Source organism: Leptothoe sp. EHU-05/26/07-4, from assembly GCF_043421015.1.
GTDB classification, from domain to species: Bacteria; Cyanobacteriota; Cyanobacteriia; order Phormidesmidales; family Phormidesmidaceae; genus Leptothoe; species Leptothoe turfae.
Genome location: NZ_JAXSQV010000002.1, coordinates 989,517 through 1,011,837, shown reverse-complemented (window position 1 = coordinate 1,011,837; position 22,321 = coordinate 989,517). Strand labels below are relative to the sequence as shown.

Genomic DNA, 22,321 nt, shown 5'->3' with positions numbered 1-22,321 from the left:
AAGGGGATGTGCCGTAGGCGGAGGGTTTTCGATAACTTGTGCCGCATCTCGAAGACCCCTCCCTGACGGTTCCCCTTACGAAGGAGAACCAGTTATCGTTAAGCCTCTGTAACAGGGTTACGCCCTTCCTAAAGCTTATGTCTCGTCCCTCTACACTCTCTGTTGTCATCCGTCGCATTATTGCCGCAATTCCTAGCATCCTTGGTGTCATTGTCGTCACGTTTGTGCTTACCCGCGCGCTCCCTGGAGACCCGGCTGCTTATTTTGCTGGACCTGCTGCGACCCAAGAAGCTATTGATCAGATTCGAGAAACTTTGGGGCTGAATCGTAGTCTGCCTGAACAGTTCATTATTTATGTTGGCGAAATCCTGCAAGGAGATTTGGGTAATTCTCTGACCACAGGGCAAACCGTTGTCTCTGATTTATTCACACGATTGCCTGCTTCACTTGAACTGACCTTGGCAGGGCTGGTCTTTTCCTTAGCTTTGGCCTTACCGTTGGGTATTCTGGCGGCTACTCGTCCAGGGTCTTGGATTGACCATGGTGTCAGAGTTTTGGCAACAACAGGTGTGTCATTGCCCACCTTTTTTACAGGGTTATTGCTAATCTATGTATTTTATTTTCGTTTGGGTGTGGCACCAGCTCCCCTAGGAAGGCTGGCCATTCTCTACTCATCGCCGGAGCAGGTGACAGGATTGTTTTTGGTGGATAGTTTGTTGGCTGGGGAATGGAAAACGTTTCAAGCGGCATTTGGCCAGCTAATATTGCCTGCAGTCACCTTAGGCCTGTTTGCTCTGGCTCCTTTAGCAAGGGTGACACGGGCATCAATGCTGAGTGTCTTGTCCAGTGATTTTATTCGCACGGCCCGAGCTAGTGGATTAGCGCCCCATACGATTCTGTTTGGCTATGCTTTTCGCAATGCCATGTTGCCGGTGGTGACCACATTGGGAGTGGTGTTTTCTTTTTTGCTTGGGGCTAATGTGTTGGTGGAAAAAGTCTTTGCCTGGCCGGGAATTGGTTCCTATGCGGTGTCTGCCCTGATTGCTTCGGACTATGCGGCGGTGCAAGGATTTGTGCTGACGATGGCGTTGCTTTATGTGGTGCTGAATTTGTTAATTGATTTGCTGTACACCGTGATTGATCCTCGGGCGGGAGTGGAGCCATGACCCGATCTCAAACAGTTTCCAAATCTTCACTGGCCCAGGCTCGCTATATTATCGGCGAGAATGTAGTCACATTTGGGGCATTTTTATTGTTCTTTGTGTTCGTACTGTTTGCCCTGTTTGGCAATGCGATCGCACCCTACGATCCCGTCGCTAGCAATGCAGCTGTTGCCCTATCTCCCCCCACAGCCAACCATTGGTTTGGCACCGATGACCTGGGTCGGGATGTGCTAAGCCGGGTGCTGGTGGCGACTCGGTTGGACCTGGGCATTGCGGTGGTAGCGGTGGCACTGTCCTTTGCACTGGGCAGTATTTTAGGGACTTGTTCCGGGTATTTTGGGGGCTGGTGCGATCGCATCATCAGCCGCGTCATTGACACCCTCATGGCATTCCCCCTATTTATCCTGGCCATGGGTTTGGTTGCCGCCCTCGGTAATACTGTAGAGAATATTATCTATGCCACAGCCGTCATCAATCTTCCCCTGTATACCCGTGTGGTACGGGCCGAGATTTTAGTACGTCGAGATGCGGGCTATGTGGAGGCGGCAAGACTGGCGGGCAATGGCCATCTACGAATTATGGCCGTCCATCTGTTCCCCAATGTGTTGCCCGTGATGATGGTGCATATTTCATTAAATATGGGCTGGGCTATCTTGAATGCAGCCGGATTGTCGTTTATTGGTCTCGGTGTCAGACCGCCCACCCCCGAGTGGGGGATTATGGTCGCTGAAGGAGCCACCTATATTATTTCTGGCGAATGGTGGCTAGCCATTTTCCCAGGGGCGGTGCTAATGTTAGCGGTGTTTTGTTTTAACTTGCTAGGAGATGGTTTGCGAGATTTGATTGACCCAAGAATGAGGACTTAAACCATGGGAATCAAGTTCAAAATCTCCCAGAGGCTTGGCAAAAACTGGTTCCCCTTACCAAGGGGAACCGTCAGGGAGGGGTCTGGAAAACTTGCGCCAACGGTCGAGACCCCTCCGCCTTCGGCACCTCCCCTTCGTAAGGCAGAGTTGTTTCGTATTCACCAGAGAAAATCTGTAAGGATGATGACTTTATTCAGAGTGAATCGAGAGGTGGATTGGAGGGAACCAAAACCGGTTACTTGGGGTCCCTCCGAGTTCCCCAAACCCCCATGGCTAGGGCCGGGAGGCCGCCCTAGAACCCAGCCTATTGGGTTGTCCTCAATTGCGTTAAATAGGGGTTACGGCAGGGTCGATTAATTGGGTTATCGTCTTGTTGTTTGGCGGCCCTTCTCAGCGTAGAACATACCAAACCTTTAACTTTTAGCCAGCAGTGGAATCGATGAAAACTAACTCATGATCTCCCCACCTACTACTACATCTATTCAAACCTCCCTGCTGTCAGTACGCGACCTGTCAGTCGAATTCCGCACTCGCACTGGCACCGTTAAAGCCCTACAAAACATCAGCTTCCACATCAACAAAGGAGAAACCGTCGGCATCGTCGGTGAAAGTGGTTCAGGTAAATCCGTCCTAGCCCTGGCCATCTTAGGCATCCTCGACCGGGCAGGCCATGTCACCAATGGAGATGTGCTCTGGAGCCAGGATACAGAGCACTATAACCTCCTGAAGATGCCTGAAAAGAAACTGCGATATCTGCGGGGTAAGGATCTGTCGATGATTTTTCAGAATCCTCGGGTGGCGCTGAACCCTATTCGTAAGGTGGGTAAACAGCTGGTGGATGTGCTGCGCTGTCATGCAGATTTACCGCGCAATCAACTGGAAAAGCGTGCCCTGGAATTGTTGATCAGTGTGAAAATTCCTGATCCTCAGCAGCGGTATGATGCGTATCCTTACGAGCTATCGGGTGGTCTGTGTCAGCGGATTATGATTGCATTAGCTCTAGCTTGTTCCCCCCAATTGCTGATCGCGGATGAGCCAACCACGGGGTTAGATGTGACGACCCAGGCGACGGTAATGAATTTGTTGAAGGAGCTGGCAACGGAACAACGGATGGCGACGGTGGTGATTACCCATGATCTGGCACTGGCGTCGGAATATTGCGATCGCATCATTGTTATGCATGCTGGTCACATTGTGGAAAGTGCGCCCACCCATCTGTTGTTTACTCAGCCGCGTCATCCCTATACGGCGAAGCTGATTGCGGCGACGCCGGAGCCCCATAAGGGATTTGATGATTTGATTCCGATTTTGGGGAGTTTGCCGGATTTGCGTCGGGAGGATTTGCCGCCGTGTCGGTTTATTAGTCGGTGTGATCGGGCGACTGAGAAATGTCAAAAAGAAGGGCTGGTTTATCAGCAGGTTGGGGAGGAACATTGGGTGGGGTGTTGGTATCCGTTGGAGAGAGAAAATGCTACAAGTCACTAACCTTACAAAACATTTTCCTGTTGCTACTAAGACACCTCGTTGGATGTCTGGAAGCAAACAGGCGCAATATCTCCATGCGGTGGATGGTTTGGATCTGACGATTTTGCCGGGGGAAAGTGTGGGTTTGGTGGGTGAATCTGGTTGTGGTAAGTCTACGTTGATGCGGTTGATTGCGCGACTGTTAGAGCCGACGGCTGGGTCGATTGTGTTTAATGGGGTGGATATTGGTCAGGTGTCGGTGGGAGAGTTTGCGCACAGTGCTCAGCGGGCTAAATTGCAGATGGTGTTTCAGGATCCGAGTGATAGTTTGAATCCTCGGTTTACGGCGTTTGATACAATTACAGAACCGATTCGGCGGTTGGGGTCAAGGCAGGATCGGCAGCGACTACCACAACGGGCGACGGAGTTAGCGCAGCAGGTGGGATTGCCGCCAGAGTTGTTAAGTCGGTTTCCCCATCAGCTATCAGGGGGGCAAAAGGCACGGGTGGGGATTGCGCGGGCGATTGCATTAAATCCCACACTCCTGATTTTGGATGAGCCGACATCGGCGTTGGATGTGTCGGTGCAGGCGGTGATTTTGCATCTGTTGGCAGAGCTGCGTGAACAGATGACTATGGGCTATTTGTTTATTTCCCATGATTTGAATGTGGTGAGGCTGCTGTGCGATCGCATCCTGGTCATGTACCTGGGCAAGCTGGTGGAAACGGGGCCAACGGATGAGATTTTTAATCGGCCCAGACATCCTTATACCCAGGCACTGATTTCCGCTATTCCTGCATTTGAGGCAAATCCCCATCGGATTCCCTTGACGGGGGAGCCGCGCAGTCCCATCAACCCATCACCCCACATTTGTCGATTGTATGGTCGTTGTCCGCAGGGGGATGATGGCTGTCAGCAAACAGCACCCACGCTGGAGCCCATTAACGACTATCATCAGGTGGCCTGTCATTATCCTGCATCTCTTCAATGACGCCACTTCGTTCTAGTAAACTTATGGGGATTGGCTTAGTATTGCTAAGCGCCCTGGGTCTCTCGGTTCAAAATGTAGTATTACGGCTGTTTTTTACACCAAGCCAGCTGTTTGGTCAGATTCCTTTTGGTGGATTTGTTACTCCGCAACTGAGTCATGTTGTCCTGTTGCTGGCTTTGCGTATGGTAATCATGGCATTGCTATTAACCGCACTTACCCCCTGGTTATATCCCAGCACGTTTAAGGTTTTGCAAACATTGCCAACTATGCCCAAACTGTGGGGATCTGTGACAGCGAGTGGAGTCTGTTTGTTTTTTGGTTTAACGCTGTTGTATACAGCGCTGAGTCAGATTGTGGCTGGAGTTGCGATCGCAATCTTTTTTATCTATCCAGCCATCACTATTTTATTGGCGTGGCAATTGTTCAAACAATCTCCACGCCCCTATCAGCTTTGGCTAATGGTGGTCATTTCTACGGGGGTCGTACTCACCACCCTGACACCGCCATCTGAATGGGTATCCAATCCTATATTGGGCATTATCTGTGCGATTGGTGCTGGGGTTAGCTTTGGCCTCTATGGTATTGTTGCTGAATTCTCCCTCAAAGCAAACCCTGAATATCCAGGGTTACATCCGATTCCGTTTTCGTTGTATACCTTTGTTATCGTGGCAACGCTGGCCAGTCTGACTCTATTGGTCAATCAGCAAATAACGATACCCCCAGATGCCTGGCCACCCGTTCTGGCGATGACCGTATTTTCAGCCACCCTTACACTGATTGCCTATGTTCTAAGTAACTCTGGTATTGGTCTGATTGGGGCCTCTTTAACGGCATTACTGAGCGCCAGCGCACCTGCGTTAACGGCATTATTTGCCTGGTGGATATTGCAAGAGGCGTTGCAGCAACAACAGATTGTGGGCATTGGGTTGGTGACCACTGGTGTGTCTATGCTGAGTTTAAAGTCCCGTTATGCTGATTAGTGACATGGCTATGGGGCTGTCCTAGGGAAGGAAATTCTGTATTCTGGACCCAACGCCCCAGCCGATTCACCCCCACAAACCCCACATCTATGCAAAGACGACAGTTTATCTATGCGGCGGGGAGCGGCCTGGCTGCCCTGCAATCCCACCCGTTAATGCATCCGGTCTACGCATCCGTCTCTGCTGATCAGTCTTTTCAGTAGCGAATCAGCCGAAGCGATCATATTACAGGCTTCAGAGCTTGCAGCAGATGTGGGGTCTGGCTTCAGGGGAGATTCTTTAGTTGACTAAAGGCCTGGTGAATTTGCTGTTCAGTCACTGTTCCAAATCCGAGAATTAAATGGTCTCTTTCCTGTTTACACTCAGATGAGTAATAATGATGACCGGAAAAAACGTTTACGCCTAGAGCGCGACATTGTTGAACCACCTTGAGGGCAGATTGTTTCGGTGGTAATTTAATCCAAAATTGTAAGCCGCCAGTGGGTGGTTGCCATTGCCAGTGAGGAAAACCTCGGTGTAAATATTGAGCAATTAGATCGCGCTTTTTACGATGATGTACGCGCATACGACGTAAATGATGATCGATGGTGCCAGACTTGAGTAATTCAGCTAACCAAAGCTGTAGAATTAGACTGGTTCCCCCATCCATTTGCCAACGTAAATCCATCAGTTGCTGAATTATTTCCGGGTGAGCGATGATGTATCCGACCCGCAAACCATTAAATAACGTTTTGGAGAATGTCCCTAAATAGATAACCCGCTCATTGTATTCAGCCGCTTTTAATGCTGGTAATGGATGGCGGTTAAAATAAAATTCACTGTCATAATCATCTTCAATAATTAATGCATCTTGTTGACTCGCAAGTTGTAACAGGAGTCCTCTGCGTTCAGGTGATAATGTTACACCGGTAGGAAAATGATGCTCCGGCATCACGTAGTGAAATCGGGCTAAATGGGCCGCCTCAGTGAGACAAATTCCGTCTGTATCGACAGCACAAGGAATGCCTTGAATTCCTTTTTTTATAAAATTTCGAGAGATCGGCAGATATCCTGGAACACCATAACTGAGGCCACCACCATGGGGGGTAAACAATTCAGCGAGTAGATATGAAGAGTGTAACGACCCATTGGTAATAAGAATCTGATCGGGAGAGGTCGTTATACCTCGGTTTGATAAAACATGGTGACAAATAGCGTCTAATAGTTCGGGATGACCGTTATTTTTTTCGTACCCTTGTAAATGGATGGACGCCGTTTGCATCACCGTTTGAAATGCCTTTTGCATGGCTTTCAGGGGTAGTAAATTTGTTTGAGCCAGGCTGGGTGTGAAGCAAATCAAGGGTTGCTGTGGGGAGATGCTCTTGTCGTTAAGGGTAGGTTGCCACTCACCCTCAGGGACAGCTGACCTAGGGGTTTTCCCCACGAGCCATTGGGGTAATCCAGTGGTTGTTCTGTGTTCCAGGGGAGCTACATGCAGCAACGCGACATCAGCAACGCTGGTACCTTTGCCCACCTGGCTCTCACAATATCCCTGGGCGCATAGCTCTTCATAGGCCAGAACAACGGTCCGTCGAGCAATGCCGAGTTCTATGGCAAGTTGTCGACTGGGGGGCAATTGAAACCCCCTGGATACATGACCCGCAAGAATAGCTCCACGAATTTGCTCCATAATTTGCAGGTAATAGGGATGATGGGAGCGCTGCCGATCAAGCTGGAGGTGTAACATAATTGGTACACTATTTTTTATTTGAATTGGTCCATTACATGAGTCCAATCTTTTTATAGGATGTAATGTGTCATTCAGCAATAGCTTGTAAGCCTATAGGCCTGAAGGACTTAAGGGCTCATATAACTACGTTTCAAGGGACCGTCATTTTATGCACACCTTAGAACAACAGGTACTCGAAAGAACCCAAGCTAATTTTTCTGAGGATCTATTTTTTGCAAGCCGTGACCGTTCGTTTGAAGCAGTCAGACGGATTTCTCGGCAAATTCAGGTTGGTATGCTGGAAGAAGAAGCCAACGAGATCGCGATCGCAACCCTGCAGGATATGGGTGCTCGCCAAAACTGGCATCAACCCTGTGTACGGTTTGGCCCCAACACCATCAAAACAATTGGGGCAGACTCAGTATCTGGCATTCGCCTGGGAGAAAATGATATTTACTTCATTGATGTGGGTCCAGTTTGGGGAAACTATGAAGGGGCCGCAGGGGATACCTTTGTCACAGGGGAAAATCTGATACTACGGCGCTGTGCTGACGATGTAAAACACATCTTTCAAGCGGTATCAGACAAGTGGAAAATAGACGCCCTGGGGGGGGATAGCCTCTATAAATTTGCACAAGATATTGCCCATCAGATGGGTTGGGTGTTAAATATGGATTTAAGTGGTCATCGCCTGGGAGACTTTCCCCATGATGTTTACTATAAAGGCGGTCTCGCGGATATTTCCTTTTGTCCGTCATCTAAGTTGTGGGTACTAGAGATTCAAATTCGTCACCCCCATAGAGCATTTGGTGCATTTTATGAAGATCTTCTCATTTGATGCCATCATTTGACACCACTAGTGCCGCCGTCAAATAATATAGCCACCACAAGGCCTATGAGCTTAGTAGAGACGCCCTACCTAACGTCAATACAGGTAGGTTTGGTTAAAAAGTTAGGGGTTAAAAATGCATCTGACCCCATGGATCGACCCTGGTCAACTGGCTTCTTTAAAGAGCCGGTTGAGACGTCTATTTGGTTGGGTAAAACTAATTTAGAGGGAGACAGACAGGCTGACTTACGTCACCATGGTGGACCTGAAAAAGCCGTTTTGGCCTATGCGGCTGAGCATTATCCTGATTGGCGACAACAGCTGATGAATCCAGCATTGCCCTATGGGGCATTCGGAGAGAATTTTACAGTGGTTGGCCAAACAGAATCATCGGTTTGTATTGGTGATACCTATGGGGTAGGAGACGCTATTGTACAGGTCTCTCAACCTCGTCAACCCTGTTGGAAACTGTCACGGCGATGGCGCATTAAAGATCTTGCCCTGCAAGTGCAACGCACAGGTAAAACGGGTTGGTATTTTCGAGTGTTACAAGAGGGGTATGTTACTCCTAAGCAGCCGCTTGTTTTAATCAATCGTCCCTATCCTCAATGGACGGTGATGCGGGCGAATGAAACGATGCATCATCGTACTACTAGCCGTGACCAGGTGGCTGAACTGGCTGAACTGCCACTGCTTGCTGCAAACTGGCAGCAGACTCTGGCCAATCGTGCTAGTCGAGGTATTAGGGTGGATACAAAACCTCGGTTAATTGGTGAAAATGAATAGTAGGCTAATGGTCTGTTGCGCTTAACTAATCACCTCATCACCCATCTACCCATCTATAGCCCCAAACGGAGTCTTTATTTTTGTGCAGTCCCCTAAGCTAGTGTTTCTTCTATAGAGAGGGATGAAATGGGGAAACTTTAAAGAACTAATGCAGCAGTATGTCAGTGAGGGGTATCTGCCTCTTTTGAGAAGAACTATATTTGAGATTACATGGATAGGGCTGATGGGCATGGCTATTTCTGTTTACAGAATAGCGGCGAGTCAATCCTAAAACTATGATTTTTTATAAGCCCTGTGATTTATAGCGGTTCCCGCTCAAATGAGGTGCGTCAAAATCATTAACTGATAAGCTTTCTAGCTTCAAGTATGTCCCTCACCAGATAGAGAAACGCTATAGCCAGATTCAAAACTGGCTAAATCACTTAGGACTCTTAAATTTAGAAGTTACATTGTTTTATGAGACTTTCTTCCTAGCTTCTTTTCGTTCTTCGCTGTTCAACCCGCAGACGGCTTGAAATAACTGAGAGCCATCTCTACTGTCGAGATATACCGTCTAATTCAAGCGCTGTGCGTTGAGCTTAAATTCCGTACGCCTATTCTTAACTAAAAATCAATTCAAAGCCTTATCAGGCAAGCATTGGGTTAGTACTTAGTTACATACTACCGCCACACAGCACTATATCCGTTATCCAACTCATTTTTTCTTTGGAGTTCTGACTACCATGAGACATTCTTTCTTCCTGAAGACTATCTCTGCTTTTGGCTTAATGGCTGCTGCCTCAGTCGCCATGTATTCTAACGATAAACAATATGTTCAAGCCCGAAATCAAGATGACGTTGAAATAGAAACTCTATCTGTAGGTAATTGTATTGAAGCACTCGTTCCTGAAGGTGAATTATTTCATGAATTCCAAGGAATCGAATTTACACCTGAGCAAGAGGCCGCATACCAACAAGCAGAAGAGGAATTAAGTGCAAGATCTGCATTGATGGATGTTCAGACGGAAGTTATGCCCAATGGCATAAATATTATAGCGAAGGGTGGTGTACATATACCTGATGATGTACTTCAACAGATATTCAGTGTATCTGATGCTGCCAACCTCGATCAGGTGCCTGATAGTGAGCAGATAGATGAGCTTAACGCGGAATACGGTCAATACGTAGAGTTTGTCCTATCCGAAAGGTTGCGGCTTACTCCAGAACAGGTAGCGGAGAACCAAGCAATAGATAGAGAGTTTGAATCGAAAATACTGTCTGTTCTTACACCTGAGCAGCAGCAGGTCTATCTGAGAAACCTAGAAACGAAACATGCATTGGCTGCTTGTGATCCAGATCCATCAGACGGTTAAACTGAAAAAGGAATGATTGAAGCGGTGGGCACTGGTCTGCTAGCAGGGCATATACTTGAAGCCTCGGCTGTTTAGGTGTTTCAAGGTGCTTAACGGGCATCAGCAAAAGCCCATTGCCATGGTAGGTATTGGCTGGCAGATGAAGCATGCTCAAATAAGACTCAGTTAGCCTCCTGATAAGCCAGCCAGCCACCGAACTCTGTAATTTCCTTTTTCCCTTCCACCGTCAACGGTTCTCCAATCACGCCTAACACCTCTTCGCCATCGTGGAGCTTCACCTTCCCAATGGCCAGACCCGGCGGTTCCTGGGCAAGGATAAGCCCCAAACCTGCCAGGGGCACCTGCCATACTTCAACAGCCACAGCGACGCCCCCTGAGCTGACCTTGATCATGGCTGGATATTTGTCATCTATGGACCAGATGCGGTAAGCGGGTTCTGTTTGAGCGTCGCGTTCAAAGGTGGCGTTGACGTTGAGAAGGTTGGGGTTAAGTTCAAGTCCCCGCATCAGAGTGCCATTGACAGCAAGCTTGATAGTTTCGGTCATAGGTTTCAGAGAGAAGAAATTATTTAGGCGATAAATGTCTAAGGGGCAAGCCATCAATAAATTCCAAACGTAACTGTGGAAGAGACGTTCCATAGAACGTCTGTACATCCAACTAATTTGGCAGTTAATTGATTTTATTTCCTAAAGTGTAAAAATTCTCCCATCGCTAGCTCTCCATTAGTCAAAAATATGTAGAGGCTTTGTGGAACAGGGATTTGCACCAAAGGGTATGTGATTATTACCTATCAAACTCTACAGTGCATTTTTTAATGCCTGTCGTGCGATATTGAAGCCTCGCTTGAGCCGGGCCTGATTTCGATGTAACTTGCTCATCAACATTGCCCCTTCAATGGCCGTGATGATTTGTTCAGCCAGGTGCTCTGGATTAATATCATCCCTGAGTTGAGGTTTAGCCTGACGCAACGTTTGGGCTATGGCCCCTTCCCATTTGCTAAATACCTGCATTAAATGGTCGCGAAATGAGGGATCCTGCTCCACCAGGTCAACAATCAAATTACCGAGTAAACAGCCACCGCATTTGGGCGCTTTCATTTGCTTTTCTTCTAGTCGATCCAAAATCCAGAAGACTTGCTTAATCGGATCCTCACTATGGGAGATAGCAGGTTCTAATACATCGGCCTGGAGCTGGGACCATTCAAAGTCAATCAGGGCATGACCCAGCTCATGTTTTGACTGAAAATAGTTATAGAAACTACCCGATGATGCGCCACTAACTTCAAACAGTTTACTTAACCCTGTCGCTGTCAGTCCCTGACGATGAACTGTGCTGACAATTGATTTCAAAATGTCCTCACGGGTCCGTTTCAGGTTAGCCATTGTAGCTTTGGAAGATGAGCTTCAGGGTGACAAGCCTACTTAGTATATCTTTTAGCCTTATGATTTTTGGGCAATTGGACACTGTTTGCAACTAGCAAAATTATGGTCATATAGTTTAGCTACATGACTTGGGTGGATGAATGTGTATAAAACCTAAGGGTGGTTAACCATTTACTTGTCTACATCCAAGCCCAGGAAATTGTGGCATTAGTTTCTGGCGGCCTATTTATCGGTTATTTAAGCCTGACGAACCGCTTGTAAGCGAGGATTTGAAAGATTTTTATGTTCGCCGAGATGATAGCCCGGTAGATAGCTTGGTTAATTTAGCAGAAACCAATAAACTGCTGGGTGAGATGTACCTAGCTTGGGCACATCAACAAGAACCCAACGCAGATATCAAAGCCAAAGAGTTTTTAACTGCTAGCCTATCTCTTTATCAAGAGCTGGACATATCCTCAAAATCAGCTGAAGTCGAACAGCTCCTAACCCAGTAAACTATGCCCAGGAACCCACAATTTCAGAAATCAGGAACCCTTAACCTCTAAAACGAACCCAGGTAGAACATCTTCTCCTGAGACCGTAGTCGGACACTTTATGACCTCTACTGCTTGCCCTGGTCGATAAATCTCAACAGTTTTTCCTTGGGGATTAATCAACCAACCAAGGCGCAAACCACTATCAAGATACTCCTGCATTTTTTTCTGAAGTGGTTTCAACCGGTCAGTTTCAGACCGCAGTTCAATCACAAAGTCAGGACAAATGGGAGGAAATTTTGTTTGCTGCTCTGGCGTCAATGCATTCCATCGCTCTAACGTAATCCATGCTGCATCTGGAGACCGATCACCCCCATTGGGTAGGTTAAACACTGTGGAGGAACTGAATACTTCTCCTAAACCCGTTTGACGATTCCAAATACCCAAATCGATAATATAGTTAGCTTCCTGCCGACCACTTTCACCACCGACTGGGGACATAATAATTAACTTTCCTGTCGAACTCCGCTCCATGACAACATCTCTGTTTGCCATGCATAGTCTGTAGAACTGCTCATGGCTCAGCTCCTCGACTAACGGTTCTAAATTGAGATTGATGGCAGTCATTACAGGCGAGCCGAGCTATCCTTACCCCCATATTGTAAGCGGTCAAAACTATTTTCTGAGTAATCAATGGTAAGCGGCCCCTGAGCGGGGCCGAAGGGGCCGCTCAGGGGCCGTTTTTGGCTGAGCGGAGTCGTCGTTGGCTGAGCAGAGTCGTCGTTTTAGGGGTTGTTGTAAGGAGGTTGCACTTTTCCATAGGCAGAGCTGACCATCTTGGGCCGTTGAGGCCAGTAGTCGGGTGGTGGGATGGAATGCGATCGCAACCACCGATTTATCATGTTCATGGGCATCGTCACTATCCACAAAGAATGTCTGATTAATTTATGAACCTAATGCAACTTCATTGATATTGCTGTTCAAATGTCGGGGTAACACTCTATTCTTCAACGCGATGCAATCTGCCAAATAGGTTGCATCACGAGCAATGCCCGAAAAGCGCCCCGACCCCCAGGTGTATAACCAGGGCAATCCTAAGAAATAGAGACCTTGGATAGTCGTAACTCCACGCTCATGACCCGGGTACCCTTTACCATCAAATACAGGAATATCTACCCAGCTAAAATTCGTATGATACCCAGTAGACCAAATAACTGTGGAGATTTTTGCTGTTACCAAATCCAAAGATAAAAGACTCGTTTGAGGTTGCCAAACGGCTTGATAAGGAGGATCAATGGGCGCATCAAGCCGATGCTTTTCGATATAGCTGTCAATAGTCTGCTTAATACTTTCAGCTACAGCATCGGCTTGATCGAGATTGTGGCCAAGATCATCCTGAAATTCTAAGGAATCACCTTGGATATGCTTGAGTTTGCCGTGGAGTTTCATGCCTTCTAGGGCAAATTGTCGTAGATCAATCTCACGTCCGCCGCCTCGCCCTGTTACATAATGGTTTGTTTTGGTGCGGACAGACTCTTTCTGGGGATGCTCGTCAATGGACATGTCGTAATAACCCATCTGATCTAGCCAGTCCACCACATCCTTACCTCGATATCTTCGAGGTGAACGGGGTGCACCGCCAACACATAGATGCACCTGTCTGCCAGACAGGTGTAAATCTTCTGCGATTTGGCAGCCTGACTGGCCTGTACCGACTACTAACACAGCTCCCTCTGGTAAAGTCTCAGAATTCTTATACTCAGAAGAATGTAACTGGGTCACACTCGACGGCAACCGCTCAGCCATCCTAGGCATTTTAGGCGTGTGATAACCGCCCGTGGCAACCACAACTTGGTCTGCAATGTAGTGACCGATAGAGGTCTCTATCTCAAATACGTTTTCCGGCTTACTGATTTTCGAAACAGTGACACCCTCTTTAATCAGGGGCTTGAAAGATTTAGCATAATCTTCAATATATTGAACAATTTCGTCCCGTTGCATAAAGCCATTCGGGTCATTGCCAGGGTATGGATAGCCAGGTAACAGACACTGCCAGTTAGGTGTTACTAGGCAAAATGTATCCCATCGCTTCGAGCGCCAGGAGTGAGCGATTCTGTTCTTCTCAAAAATAATATGGTCAATGCCGTGTTGCTTCAGACAATAACTAATAGACAGACCAGCTTGGCCTCCACCAACAATAGCAACGGGAAAATGTGAACTAGTGAGTGCCCGCATAAATTCAGTCCCTGAAGACAATGGGTTACAGTTCAACCATAAAAATCAGCACTGGAATCCCCTGTAGCAACAGATACTAAAACCTGAAATCTCGGCTTATGGTCAGGCGTTAACGATAAATCCCCTGTCTAAAGACGCATAAAATTCACACCGACATCCTTTGACCTGCACTTTTGAACAGGAGACTGTCCTTTGGGAATATCTCTCATGGAAATAAATTGATTTAGCTGTCTCATTTGTCAGGCTTACTGACTTTGTAACAACAGATACGAGAATGGTGACTGAGACCTTTTAAGCTGCTGACAAATTCATATTGGGAGCAGCGTCAGATGCCTGAAGTAACTACTCCAGCTCATAAGGCCGGTGATTTTTTTGTTGACTATGAAGAGAAGGTATTTCCTGATGTTCAAGCAGAACCTGGAGAGAAAGCACTGGTCGCATTTCACACAGTTGCCTTCGAAGGGTCTATTGGTTTAGTTAACTTATTGCAGGCAACTCGTCTGATCCGTAAGGGCTTTGAAACATCGGTTCTGCTTTATGGTCCTGGTGTTACGTTAGGGGTGCAGCGCGGTTTTCCCAAGATTGGAGACGAGGCTTTTCCTGGGCACCTGGCCATGAATAATCAACTGGTGAAGGTTATGGAAGAGGGTGGTAAAGTCTATGCTTGCCGATTTGCCTTGCAGGCGCTATATGGCCATGGTGAGCCTTCTTTAATCCCTGGCATTATGCCCATTAATCCTTTGGATGTCTTGGACATTATCTTGATGCACCGTAAGGATGGGGCGTTTGTTCTCGATACTTGGACCATGTAAAAAGGCACTAGTACTCTGTGGCGTAAGTTGGCCCACTATCAAATGGGGATGAGTCGATGGGCGGATGAAATAACTGCCAAGTTTCTGCTATCGGGTACTATGTAGTAGGTATTGGGTGTCAGTTTTGTCTAACACCTATTACCTACTGTCTAACACTCTAAAATGATGTTGAAAATCCTGTGGGGGAGAAAGTATCTATGGACTATTCTCGAGCCGTAAGAGCAGCTGCGGTACAGATTTCACCTGTATTGCATAGTTGTGAAGGTACATTGGGAAAAGTCTTGAAGGCCATTGATGACGCTGCCCGTGAGGGGGCTAATCTAATTGTCTTTCCGGAAACGTTTGTCCCCTACTATCCATACTTTTCATTTGTGCTGCCCCCCGTGCTGATGGGCAAAGAGCATATGAAGCTTTACGAAGAGGCTGTTGAGGTGCCTGGGCCGGTCACTGAGGCGGTGAGCCGTGCCGCTCGTAACCATGAGATGGTCATTGTGCTGGGGGTAAATGAGCGGGATAAGGGGTCTCTTTACAACACTCAGTTAATTTTTGATGCAGATGGTACCTGTCTGCTTAAACGACGCAAAATCACGCCTACTTACCATGAACGCATGGTTTGGGGGCAGGGGGATGGGTCTGGTTTACAGGTGTGCGATACGGCAGTTGGTCGGGTCGGGGCCCTGGCTTGTTGGGAACATTACAACCCGCTGGCCCGATATAGTTTAATGGCCAACCATGAACAGATTCACTGTGCTCAGTTTCCTGGCTCCATGGTAGGAGAGGTTTTTGCAAACCAGACTGAGGTAACGCTTCGCCACCATGCGCTGGAGTCTGCCTGTTTTGTGGTCAATGCTACGGGGTGGTTAACGCCTGATCAGGTGAGTGAGATTGCTCCCAATGAAGCGTTGGAGAAAGTTTTGCGGGGTGGCTGCTATACCACCATTATTAGTCCGGAAGGGGTGCCGTTGTGTGAACCGATTCGGGAAGGAGAGGGGATTGCGATCGCAGATCTAGACTTTTCCCTAATCACTAAACGTAAGCGCATGATGGACTCAGTCGGCCACTACGCCCGTCCTGATTTATTACAACTAACCGTTAATAAAACCCCATATTCTGTTGTATCCCCAGAGAGCACAACTCAAGATATCTCCTCTGATGTTTTAAATCCTTCGCCCATCCCCGAAGAAACGCCAGAATAAAACAGTGCCCTCAGCAAGACAACCTGCTTCATCCCAGCTGCTCTCACTGCCGATTCCCCACTCCCCATTCCCTCAAATTCATTCACCCTTTAGATTTCTCTTTTTTCTTCCACCATGAATTCACAGCAGGTGATTACTGAGCTTCAGACCAAGGGCCTCAACTTGGTCACCGATACCGTTGGTGCATCGGGCCGTAAAGGAGGAGCGGGTCCATCCGACCATAAGGCAGTCACCATTGGTGAAACCACCTTTATGGTTCCGGTGTATACGGATGGTGCAGCCCAGTCACCCTATGGTGTGGATTGTGAGTCTGGTAAGTCTGTTCTCACTAAGGATGATCAGGTGATCACCGAGTTAGATTTTCCAGAACAGCCTCGGTTTTATGATCTACAAACTGTTGACGGCATTCCCTATTGGAAGATTGCTCTGCTCCACAGTCGCAATGTTCTGGCTACAACAGTTCTCCAAACCTGCATCCGCTATGAGAATCGGAAAACAGCCTGTCAGTTTTGCGCCATTGGTGAATCGTTAGCCGCCGATCGCACCATTGCTCAAAAAACACCCGCGCAACTGGCTGAGGTCGCTGAAGCCGCTGTCCGTTTGGACGGAGTGGAGAACATGATTATGACCACAGGCACCCCTAACACAACCGATCGCGGTGCGGCCTATCTAACCGAATGTGCCCAGGCGATTCGTGCCCGTGTAAATCTTCCCATTCAAGCCCAGTGTGAGCCCCCCAATGATTTTATCTGGTTTGATCGCATGCGTGCAGCAGGCATCGACAGTTTAGGCATGCACCTAGAAGCGGCAGACCCCGAGGTGCGCGCTAAGATTATGCCGGGTAAAGCCAAAGTACCTCTTTCCTATTATTTCAAAGCGTTTGAAGCAGCCACCAAAGTCTTTGGTCGCGGTCAGGTCAGCACCTATTTGTTGGCTGGACTGGGGGATAGCCAAGAGACATTACTGGAGGTCAGCGAACGGCTGATAGATATCGGTGTTTATCCCTTTGTTGTTCCCTTTGTTCCCATTGGGGGCACGCCATTGGCTGACCATAAGCCTCCCAGCAGTGAGTTTATGTATGACCTGTATCAGGGCATTGGGCGAATGCTGAAGCAGGCGAATCTGTTATCCAGTGAGATGAAGGCGGGCTGCGCTAAATGTGGGGCTTGTTCGGCGTTGTCTTTGTTTGAGAGTTAAAGAATTTATGGGCCAATAATGGTCTACCGACGTCAGAGGCTTGGCGGTATCTGATTCCCCTTAATAAGGAGAACCAGTAGGGAGGGGGGTATCAACAACTGGCGTTATCGGTCGAGATCCCGTCGCCTACGTCACCTACCCTAAAGCCCAAAGGGCATGCGCTAAAGCGTAGCGTCAGGGGAGGAGGTTCTCAGAAATAATTTCACCATTGGAATTATGTTCATACAAATTTTTCAAAGCCATGAAAAAACGTACGTATAGTTTTCAACTTGCCCTTTCTAAACCAGATATTGCCAACTATTTCAACTTGCGGCAACAGATTTTCTGTGAAGAGCAAGGTCTATTCCAGGGGCATGATCGCGATTCCATTGACAATACGTCGTACCCCATTGTGGCCATTGCCCACACGCCCGACCAGCCTGACCAGGTTGTCGGTGTGGTGCGTATCTATGAGGAGAAACCTCGGCTTTGGTATGGTGGGCGTTTAGGTGTGCATCCAGACTTTCGGCGGGTGGGTCGCATTGGTAAAGGATTGATTCAAAAGGCAGTAACAACAGCGAATACTTGGGGGTGCGATCGCTTCCTCGCCACCGTTCAACTGCAAAACGTGCGTTTCTTCACCCGCCTCCATTGGCATAGCCTGGAGGAAATTGAAATCCTGGGACACCCCCACCATCTTATGGAAGCTGATTTGGAATATTATCCTGCTACGGATCAGCCTCGTCCAGAATTACCTCTTGCGCAGGTGGCTTAAGGGGGAGTTGTAGAGTGTTAGACTTGACTCTTGTTCCCCCCAGAATTCGGGAAACCCCAGTATGCCTAATGGGGATAACACAGATACTTTCACCCAAAAAAGGAGGACTTCCAGTTGATATAACCTTTTCGGGAAAATGCCTAAGTATCCCTAACCCGCCTTCTCCCCAGGGAGAAGGGACCGGGGGATGAAGGCCATGCAACCCACCACCCCTAAAACCGAGCAACCCAGCCTATTTACCCTGGTTAACTCCCTCCAGGAATCTGTCAGTATCCTCAACAAACGGGATATCCAAACAGCTGCCACAGCCATTGGGCAATATGTGCAAACGGCTGCCGGAGAACCGATTCGCTTAGGCGATGACTGTGCGGCCATCCCCGATGGCGATGGTTATCTGCTGCTGGCTGCCGAAGGTCTGTGGCCCCAGCTAGTGACCCAGGATCCCTGGTTTGCGGGCTGGTGTGCCATTATGGTCAACATTTCGGATGTTGCATCCATGGGAGGGACACCCATCGCCGTAGTGGATACACTTTGGAGTCAATCTGTCACCGCTTGCACTCCTTTGTGGAAGGGAATGCAGGCGGCTGCCCGTGCGTATAATGTGCCTATTATTGGCGGGCATACCAACTGCCATAGCCCCTACGATGGTCTTGCCGTTGCCATATTGGGGCGCGCACAGCGGCTAATCACCAGTTTTGATGCGCAGCCCGGCGATGATTTGGTCATGGTGGTAAACATGGCGGGCAGTTACTACGGAAACTATCCGTTTTGGAATGCTGCAACAACGGCTGAGCCTGCGATGCTGCGACAACAGATAGCCTTACTCCCTGAGCTGGCGAGCGCTGAGTTGTGTACTGCGGGGAAGGATATCAGCATGGGCGGTCTGGTGGGCACCCTGCTAATGCTGGCTGAATCGTCAGGGGTGGGGGCTACCTTGAACCTGGATTTGGTACCGCACCCACCGAATGTTGCCTGGGAGAAATGGCTCACGAGTTTTCCTAGCTTTGGTTTTCTTTTTACTGTGCCGCCTGAGCGTCTTGCCCAGGTCAAGAAACTGTTTCAGCCCCATGGGTTAACGTGTAAGGCTGTTGGTAAGGTGACAACGGGGTCTCAAATCATTCTGCAGCAGGCGGGAGACCAAGAGCTGTTTTGGGATATGGTTTATCCATTAACAGGGTTTGGACAACGTGAATAATTAGGGGGATTATCTAAATTGACAGCCTGCAGAACTATGAATCGTAGAACTTTTGATCTACATTCCTAAACGCATTGTGTGTGATGTTTCTGTCAGGCTATTCTCTCCATGTCCCTGGGCCTTCGCCGCCTTTGCAAATACCTGAGCCATAGATATCCCATCAGGCAAGTGACTGGTCGTCAAAACTGCTCCCATCATTGAGCCAGCAATACCCATCATACAAACATCACTGCCGGTCATATATAGCCCTGGCATCGGTGTTTTGATCTTGGTCCAGCCTCGGTTCTTAGCTGCAAATCGTTCTGCGTACATGGGTAATCCGTATATTCCACCCTGAGGATGATCTGTGAAATGTTCATTAGTGAGAGGTGTGGATACTTCGCAGTAGTCCACGAGATCTGAGAACCCTGGATAATGTTGTTCAACCATGTCTAGTAAAACGTTCTGGATACGTTGCTTGAGAGCATTGTAATCGTTATCTCGATGTAACCAAGGCTGATCGCGCCAGGTGGCAAAGCTAGCGTAATCGGCAGAGGCGATCAATTCGGCTGTGTGTTTTTTGGCATAAGGATTTTTCAGCGATGGAAACGACAGATATACCTGAAGCGGCTGACCTGTATGAATCCAGCTCCCCTTTTGTTGCTCCACAGCCCCATGGTCAAAAGTATCGTAAATCCAATGGTTTTCGCCCTTGAAACCTAACCGCCGTGGATCATCTTTGAAACCGATGTATACAGACACATTTGTGGCTGGTGGATGCGCTTCCACAAATTGTTGCAGAGATTCTCGGAATGGAATGGGATAGTTGTCTGGAATAAACTTGAAGTAGGTGTTATAGGCTCCAGCATTAGATACGATTGTAGGTGCATAATAGTCTTCAAATGTCTCTTCTTTTGCTTTCAAATTACGCACCCGCACCCCAGCAGCCTTGTCACCGTCAAGCAAAATTTCGGTAACTTCTCGGCTCACCAATACGTTGCCACCCTTAGCTTCAACTACCTGCTGTACGCTGTTAGCAATGGTGCCAGATCCGCCTACAGGATAATAGCCTCCGTTGAGATAGTGGTTAACAATCGTGGCATGGAGGGCAAAGGGACTGTCTGCTGGTGACAGACCATAGTCTAACCATTGAGAGGCTAGCAATGCTTTCAGTTGGGGATCTTGGAAGTGTTGATCTAGATAGTCTTGAGTTGTCAGATTGAGACTAGTTCCATGCCAGAGTTTTGCCACTTCACCGACTACTTTGAACAGAAAAGCACTGTTGTGTTTGGCCGCATCGAGAAACAATGCTGCAGCTGCTTTAGGAATATCCTTAAAGTACTGACGAATGGCCTGGGATTCTTTTGGAAATCGCTTGGTTAGATCAGCTTGAAACTGCTTAGGGTCACCATAGAGGTCGAAACTGAACTCGGGATAGACAAATTTTTCAAAGGGTTCTGGCATCTTTTGCCACTGCACCTGTTGGTTCGTAATCAGGTCAAACAAATTACGAACTTCAGAGCCTGCTTCCATTTGCCCAACATAGTGCAGACCTGGATCCCAGCTAAACCCTTTACGCTGGAACGTGTGGGTAAAACCACCTGGGACAAAATGGCGCTCTAGAATCAGCACACGCTTATCGCGTAGCTGGGCCATTAAACTAGCCACGGTTAACGCACCAATACCAGAGCCAATCAAGATTAGGTCGTAGTTTTTGCGTGTAGTTTTCATGGTGACCTCCAACGGTCAAACGAATGATGATTGCGATCGCAAAATGAAGAGAATGATCAGAGTATCGACGCAGCGTTGAATAAACTTTGCCCACTAAGGCCATCCATAATCGACACCCAAACTAAGGCTATAACATCAATGTTGACATCGACAACATAAACTTAGCTCTAAATGTTTCTATTGTCAACATCCGATGACGCCGGAGGATGCCCAAGCCCTGACCCAAGAAGTCCAGGCTCAAAAAGAACAGATCGAAACCTTATGGCAAGAGCAAGAGACCCTAACCCATGAAGCCTATGGACGGGCGCAGATATTGGAAAAGACTGTGGATGATGTACGCCTTACTAAACCGTTTAGTACAATGAAATTTTGAGATAGAATATTTAGACATGATTGATCAAGTGATCTCTAAGGCTTTAGACTACTTGCCTCAAGTTTTGAATTTTAGTTGTAATCATGATGAAACGTGTTTTAGTTGCGGACGATGCTCCTGGAGTTACCCACTTTTTGGAAAAGGGGTTGCAGGCCAATGGCTATGAAACAGCTGTTGTTCATAATGGCGAAGATGCGATCGAAGCCGTCTTAAATAGACAGTTTGATCTCATGATTCTTGATTTGGAGTTGCCCATGAAGCATGGCATTACTGTGCTCGATGAGATACGAAGACAGGGAATACCACTCTCGGTGATTGTGCTTTCTTCTCATCACGGCATCAATCATAAAGTCACCAGTTTTAATCATGGTGCAGATGATTACATCACCAAACCATTCCAGTTTGCGGAATTGCTCGCCCGTGTTCGAGCCCGTCTACATAATGTGCATGTTGCTCAAAGTCGCCCCAGTAGCCCCCTGACTTTTCTGAGCTTTAAGGGGATAGAGTTAAATTTACGCACCCGAGAAGTGCGAGTTAATGGGAATGCTGTTCAGCTTTCTAGTAGAGAATTTTTGCTGGCTGAAGCATTTGTACGTAATCCAGGGCAAATTATGAGCCGAGAAAAACTACTGGATGACGTTTGGGGCTATACCTACGATCCGGGCTCCAATATTGTTGATGTCTATGTGGGCTATCTAAGGAAAAAGCTGGGTCGTCATTTGATCGAGACCATTAGGGGAACAGGTTACCGCTTTACGTATGAATAAGCTCTAGACAGATTTCTTAGCCATCCTCGTCTGATTGCCATAACGCCATCTGGCGATTGTCAGACCCATGGAGCCAGTTTTTCTTCAG

23 protein-coding genes are annotated in these 22,321 nt (G+C 47.9%); 16 read left to right on the top strand and 7 right to left on the bottom strand.

Going from position 1 to position 22,321, the window contains the following annotated elements; genetic code table 11:
• The first annotated feature begins 137 nt into the window (after nt 1-137).
• The 5 genes from U2F10_RS06115 (at nt 138) to U2F10_RS06095 (ending at nt 5,464) form a co-directional block, all read left to right on the top strand.
• Nucleotides 138-1,166: an ABC transporter permease gene (locus U2F10_RS06115; RefSeq protein ID WP_499871312.1), complete on the top strand. Its 1,029-nt coding sequence runs from the start codon at nt 138-140 to the stop codon at nt 1,164-1,166.
• Nucleotides 1,163-2,029: an ABC transporter permease gene (locus tag U2F10_RS06110; protein ID WP_499871310.1), complete on the top strand. Its 867-nt coding sequence runs from the start codon at nt 1,163-1,165 to the stop codon at nt 2,027-2,029. Before U2F10_RS06115 ends, U2F10_RS06110 begins: the two co-directional genes overlap by 4 nt.
• 453 nt (nt 2,030-2,482) lie before the next feature.
• A complete protein-coding gene (locus U2F10_RS06105; protein WP_163703150.1) occupies nt 2,483-3,514 on the top strand; it encodes an ABC transporter ATP-binding protein in 1,032 nt (343 codons plus the stop codon).
• Nucleotides 3,498-4,484: an ABC transporter ATP-binding protein gene (locus U2F10_RS06100; RefSeq protein ID WP_499871308.1), complete on the top strand. Its 987-nt coding sequence runs from the start codon at nt 3,498-3,500 to the stop codon at nt 4,482-4,484. Before U2F10_RS06105 ends, U2F10_RS06100 begins: the two co-directional genes overlap by 17 nt.
• A complete protein-coding gene (locus U2F10_RS06095; RefSeq protein ID WP_163670663.1) occupies nt 4,481-5,464 on the top strand; it encodes a DMT family transporter in 984 nt (327 codons plus the stop codon). Before U2F10_RS06100 ends, U2F10_RS06095 begins: the two co-directional genes overlap by 4 nt.
• Before the next feature lie 265 nt (nt 5,465-5,729).
• Here U2F10_RS06095 and pdxR read toward each other — a convergent pair whose 3' ends face one another.
• The gene (pdxR, locus tag U2F10_RS06090) at nt 5,730-7,190 is read right to left on the bottom strand and encodes a MocR-like pyridoxine biosynthesis transcription factor PdxR (protein ID WP_499871306.1); all 1,461 of its coding nucleotides are present in this window, start codon (nt 7,188-7,190) and stop codon (nt 5,730-5,732) included.
• Nucleotides 7,191-7,341: 151 nt separating this feature from the next.
• Here pdxR and U2F10_RS06085 point away from each other — a divergent pair, with 151 nt between their 5' ends.
• The 3 genes from U2F10_RS06085 (at nt 7,342) to U2F10_RS06075 (ending at nt 10,139) form a co-directional block, all read left to right on the top strand.
• Nucleotides 7,342-8,010 carry a M24 family metallopeptidase gene (locus U2F10_RS06085; RefSeq protein ID WP_499871305.1) on the top strand — a complete coding sequence of 223 codons (669 nt, stop codon included), beginning with the start codon at nt 7,342-7,344 and terminating at the stop codon, nt 8,008-8,010.
• 57 nt (nt 8,011-8,067) lie between these two features.
• Nucleotides 8,068-8,787 carry an MOSC domain-containing protein gene (locus U2F10_RS06080; protein ID WP_499057640.1) on the top strand — a complete coding sequence of 240 codons (720 nt, stop codon included), beginning with the start codon at nt 8,068-8,070 and terminating at the stop codon, nt 8,785-8,787.
• Between the two features lie 722 nt (nt 8,788-9,509).
• Nucleotides 9,510-10,139 carry a hypothetical protein gene (locus tag U2F10_RS06075; protein ID WP_499871304.1) on the top strand — a complete coding sequence of 210 codons (630 nt, stop codon included), beginning with the start codon at nt 9,510-9,512 and terminating at the stop codon, nt 10,137-10,139.
• A 161-nt stretch (nt 10,140-10,300) separates the two neighbouring features.
• Here the strand turns inward: U2F10_RS06075 and U2F10_RS06070 are convergent, their stop codons facing one another.
• Together U2F10_RS06070 and U2F10_RS06065 are read right to left on the bottom strand one after the other, a co-directional pair.
• Nucleotides 10,301-10,684, bottom strand: coding sequence for an allophanate hydrolase-related protein (locus tag U2F10_RS06070; protein WP_499871303.1), 384 nt, complete (start codon nt 10,682-10,684; stop codon nt 10,301-10,303).
• A 252-nt stretch (nt 10,685-10,936) separates the two neighbouring features.
• Nucleotides 10,937-11,521, bottom strand: coding sequence for a TetR/AcrR family transcriptional regulator (locus U2F10_RS06065; protein WP_163671134.1), 585 nt, complete (start codon nt 11,519-11,521; stop codon nt 10,937-10,939).
• Between the two features lie 269 nt (nt 11,522-11,790).
• Here U2F10_RS06065 and U2F10_RS06060 point away from each other — a divergent pair, with 269 nt between their 5' ends.
• Nucleotides 11,791-12,015, top strand: a complete 225-nt coding sequence (locus U2F10_RS06060) for a hypothetical protein (RefSeq protein ID WP_499057647.1) — start codon at nt 11,791-11,793, stop codon at nt 12,013-12,015.
• Between the two features lie 30 nt (nt 12,016-12,045).
• Here U2F10_RS06060 and U2F10_RS06055 read toward each other — a convergent pair whose 3' ends face one another.
• The 3 genes from U2F10_RS06055 to U2F10_RS06045 all read right to left on the bottom strand — a co-directional run bounded on the left by U2F10_RS06055 (nt 12,046) and on the right by U2F10_RS06045 (nt 14,229).
• The gene (locus U2F10_RS06055; RefSeq protein ID WP_499871301.1) at nt 12,046-12,621 is read right to left on the bottom strand and encodes a Uma2 family endonuclease; all 576 of its coding nucleotides are present in this window, start codon (nt 12,619-12,621) and stop codon (nt 12,046-12,048) included.
• Nucleotides 12,622-12,684: 63 nt separating this feature from the next.
• On the bottom strand, nt 12,685-12,921 hold the full coding sequence (locus tag U2F10_RS06050; RefSeq protein WP_163703160.1) for a WD40 repeat domain-containing protein: 237 nt from the start codon (nt 12,919-12,921) through the stop codon (nt 12,685-12,687).
• Nucleotides 12,922-12,939: 18 nt separating this feature from the next.
• Nucleotides 12,940-14,229: an MSMEG_0569 family flavin-dependent oxidoreductase gene (locus tag U2F10_RS06045; protein WP_163703161.1), complete on the bottom strand. Its 1,290-nt coding sequence runs from the start codon at nt 14,227-14,229 to the stop codon at nt 12,940-12,942.
• Nucleotides 14,230-14,558: 329 nt separating this feature from the next.
• Between U2F10_RS06045 and U2F10_RS06040 the strand changes: the two genes are divergently transcribed.
• The 5 genes from U2F10_RS06040 (at nt 14,559) to U2F10_RS06020 (ending at nt 19,383) form a co-directional block, all read left to right on the top strand.
• Nucleotides 14,559-15,041 carry an MSMEG_0572/Sll0783 family nitrogen starvation response protein gene (locus U2F10_RS06040; protein ID WP_499871299.1) on the top strand — a complete coding sequence of 161 codons (483 nt, stop codon included), beginning with the start codon at nt 14,559-14,561 and terminating at the stop codon, nt 15,039-15,041.
• A 197-nt stretch (nt 15,042-15,238) separates the two neighbouring features.
• The gene (locus U2F10_RS06035) at nt 15,239-16,237 is read left to right on the top strand and encodes a Nit6803 family nitrilase (RefSeq protein WP_499865716.1); all 999 of its coding nucleotides are present in this window, start codon (nt 15,239-15,241) and stop codon (nt 16,235-16,237) included.
• A gap of 114 nt (nt 16,238-16,351) precedes the next feature.
• The gene (locus U2F10_RS06030; RefSeq protein ID WP_163671210.1) at nt 16,352-17,434 is read left to right on the top strand and encodes an MSMEG_0568 family radical SAM protein; all 1,083 of its coding nucleotides are present in this window, start codon (nt 16,352-16,354) and stop codon (nt 17,432-17,434) included.
• A gap of 241 nt (nt 17,435-17,675) precedes the next feature.
• Entirely contained in the window at nt 17,676-18,188 is a 513-nt protein-coding gene (locus tag U2F10_RS06025) for an MSMEG_0567/Sll0786 family nitrogen starvation N-acetyltransferase (protein ID WP_163703163.1), read from the top strand.
• A gap of 196 nt (nt 18,189-18,384) precedes the next feature.
• Entirely contained in the window at nt 18,385-19,383 is a 999-nt protein-coding gene (locus tag U2F10_RS06020) for a sll0787 family AIR synthase-like protein (RefSeq protein ID WP_499871297.1), read from the top strand.
• 57 nt (nt 19,384-19,440) lie between these two features.
• Here U2F10_RS06020 and U2F10_RS06015 read toward each other — a convergent pair whose 3' ends face one another.
• A complete protein-coding gene (locus U2F10_RS06015; protein WP_499871295.1) occupies nt 19,441-21,093 on the bottom strand; it encodes a phytoene desaturase family protein in 1,653 nt (550 codons plus the stop codon).
• 193 nt (nt 21,094-21,286) lie between these two features.
• On the opposite strand from U2F10_RS06015, the gene U2F10_RS06010 reads away from it, so the two are divergent.
• Together U2F10_RS06010 and U2F10_RS06005 are read left to right on the top strand one after the other, a co-directional pair.
• Nucleotides 21,287-21,466: a hypothetical protein gene (locus U2F10_RS06010; RefSeq protein WP_163671206.1), complete on the top strand. Its 180-nt coding sequence runs from the start codon at nt 21,287-21,289 to the stop codon at nt 21,464-21,466.
• Nucleotides 21,467-21,552: 86 nt separating this feature from the next.
• Nucleotides 21,553-22,233 carry a response regulator transcription factor gene (locus U2F10_RS06005; RefSeq protein WP_163671884.1) on the top strand — a complete coding sequence of 227 codons (681 nt, stop codon included), beginning with the start codon at nt 21,553-21,555 and terminating at the stop codon, nt 22,231-22,233.
• The last annotated feature ends 88 nt before the right edge of the window (nt 22,234-22,321 follow it).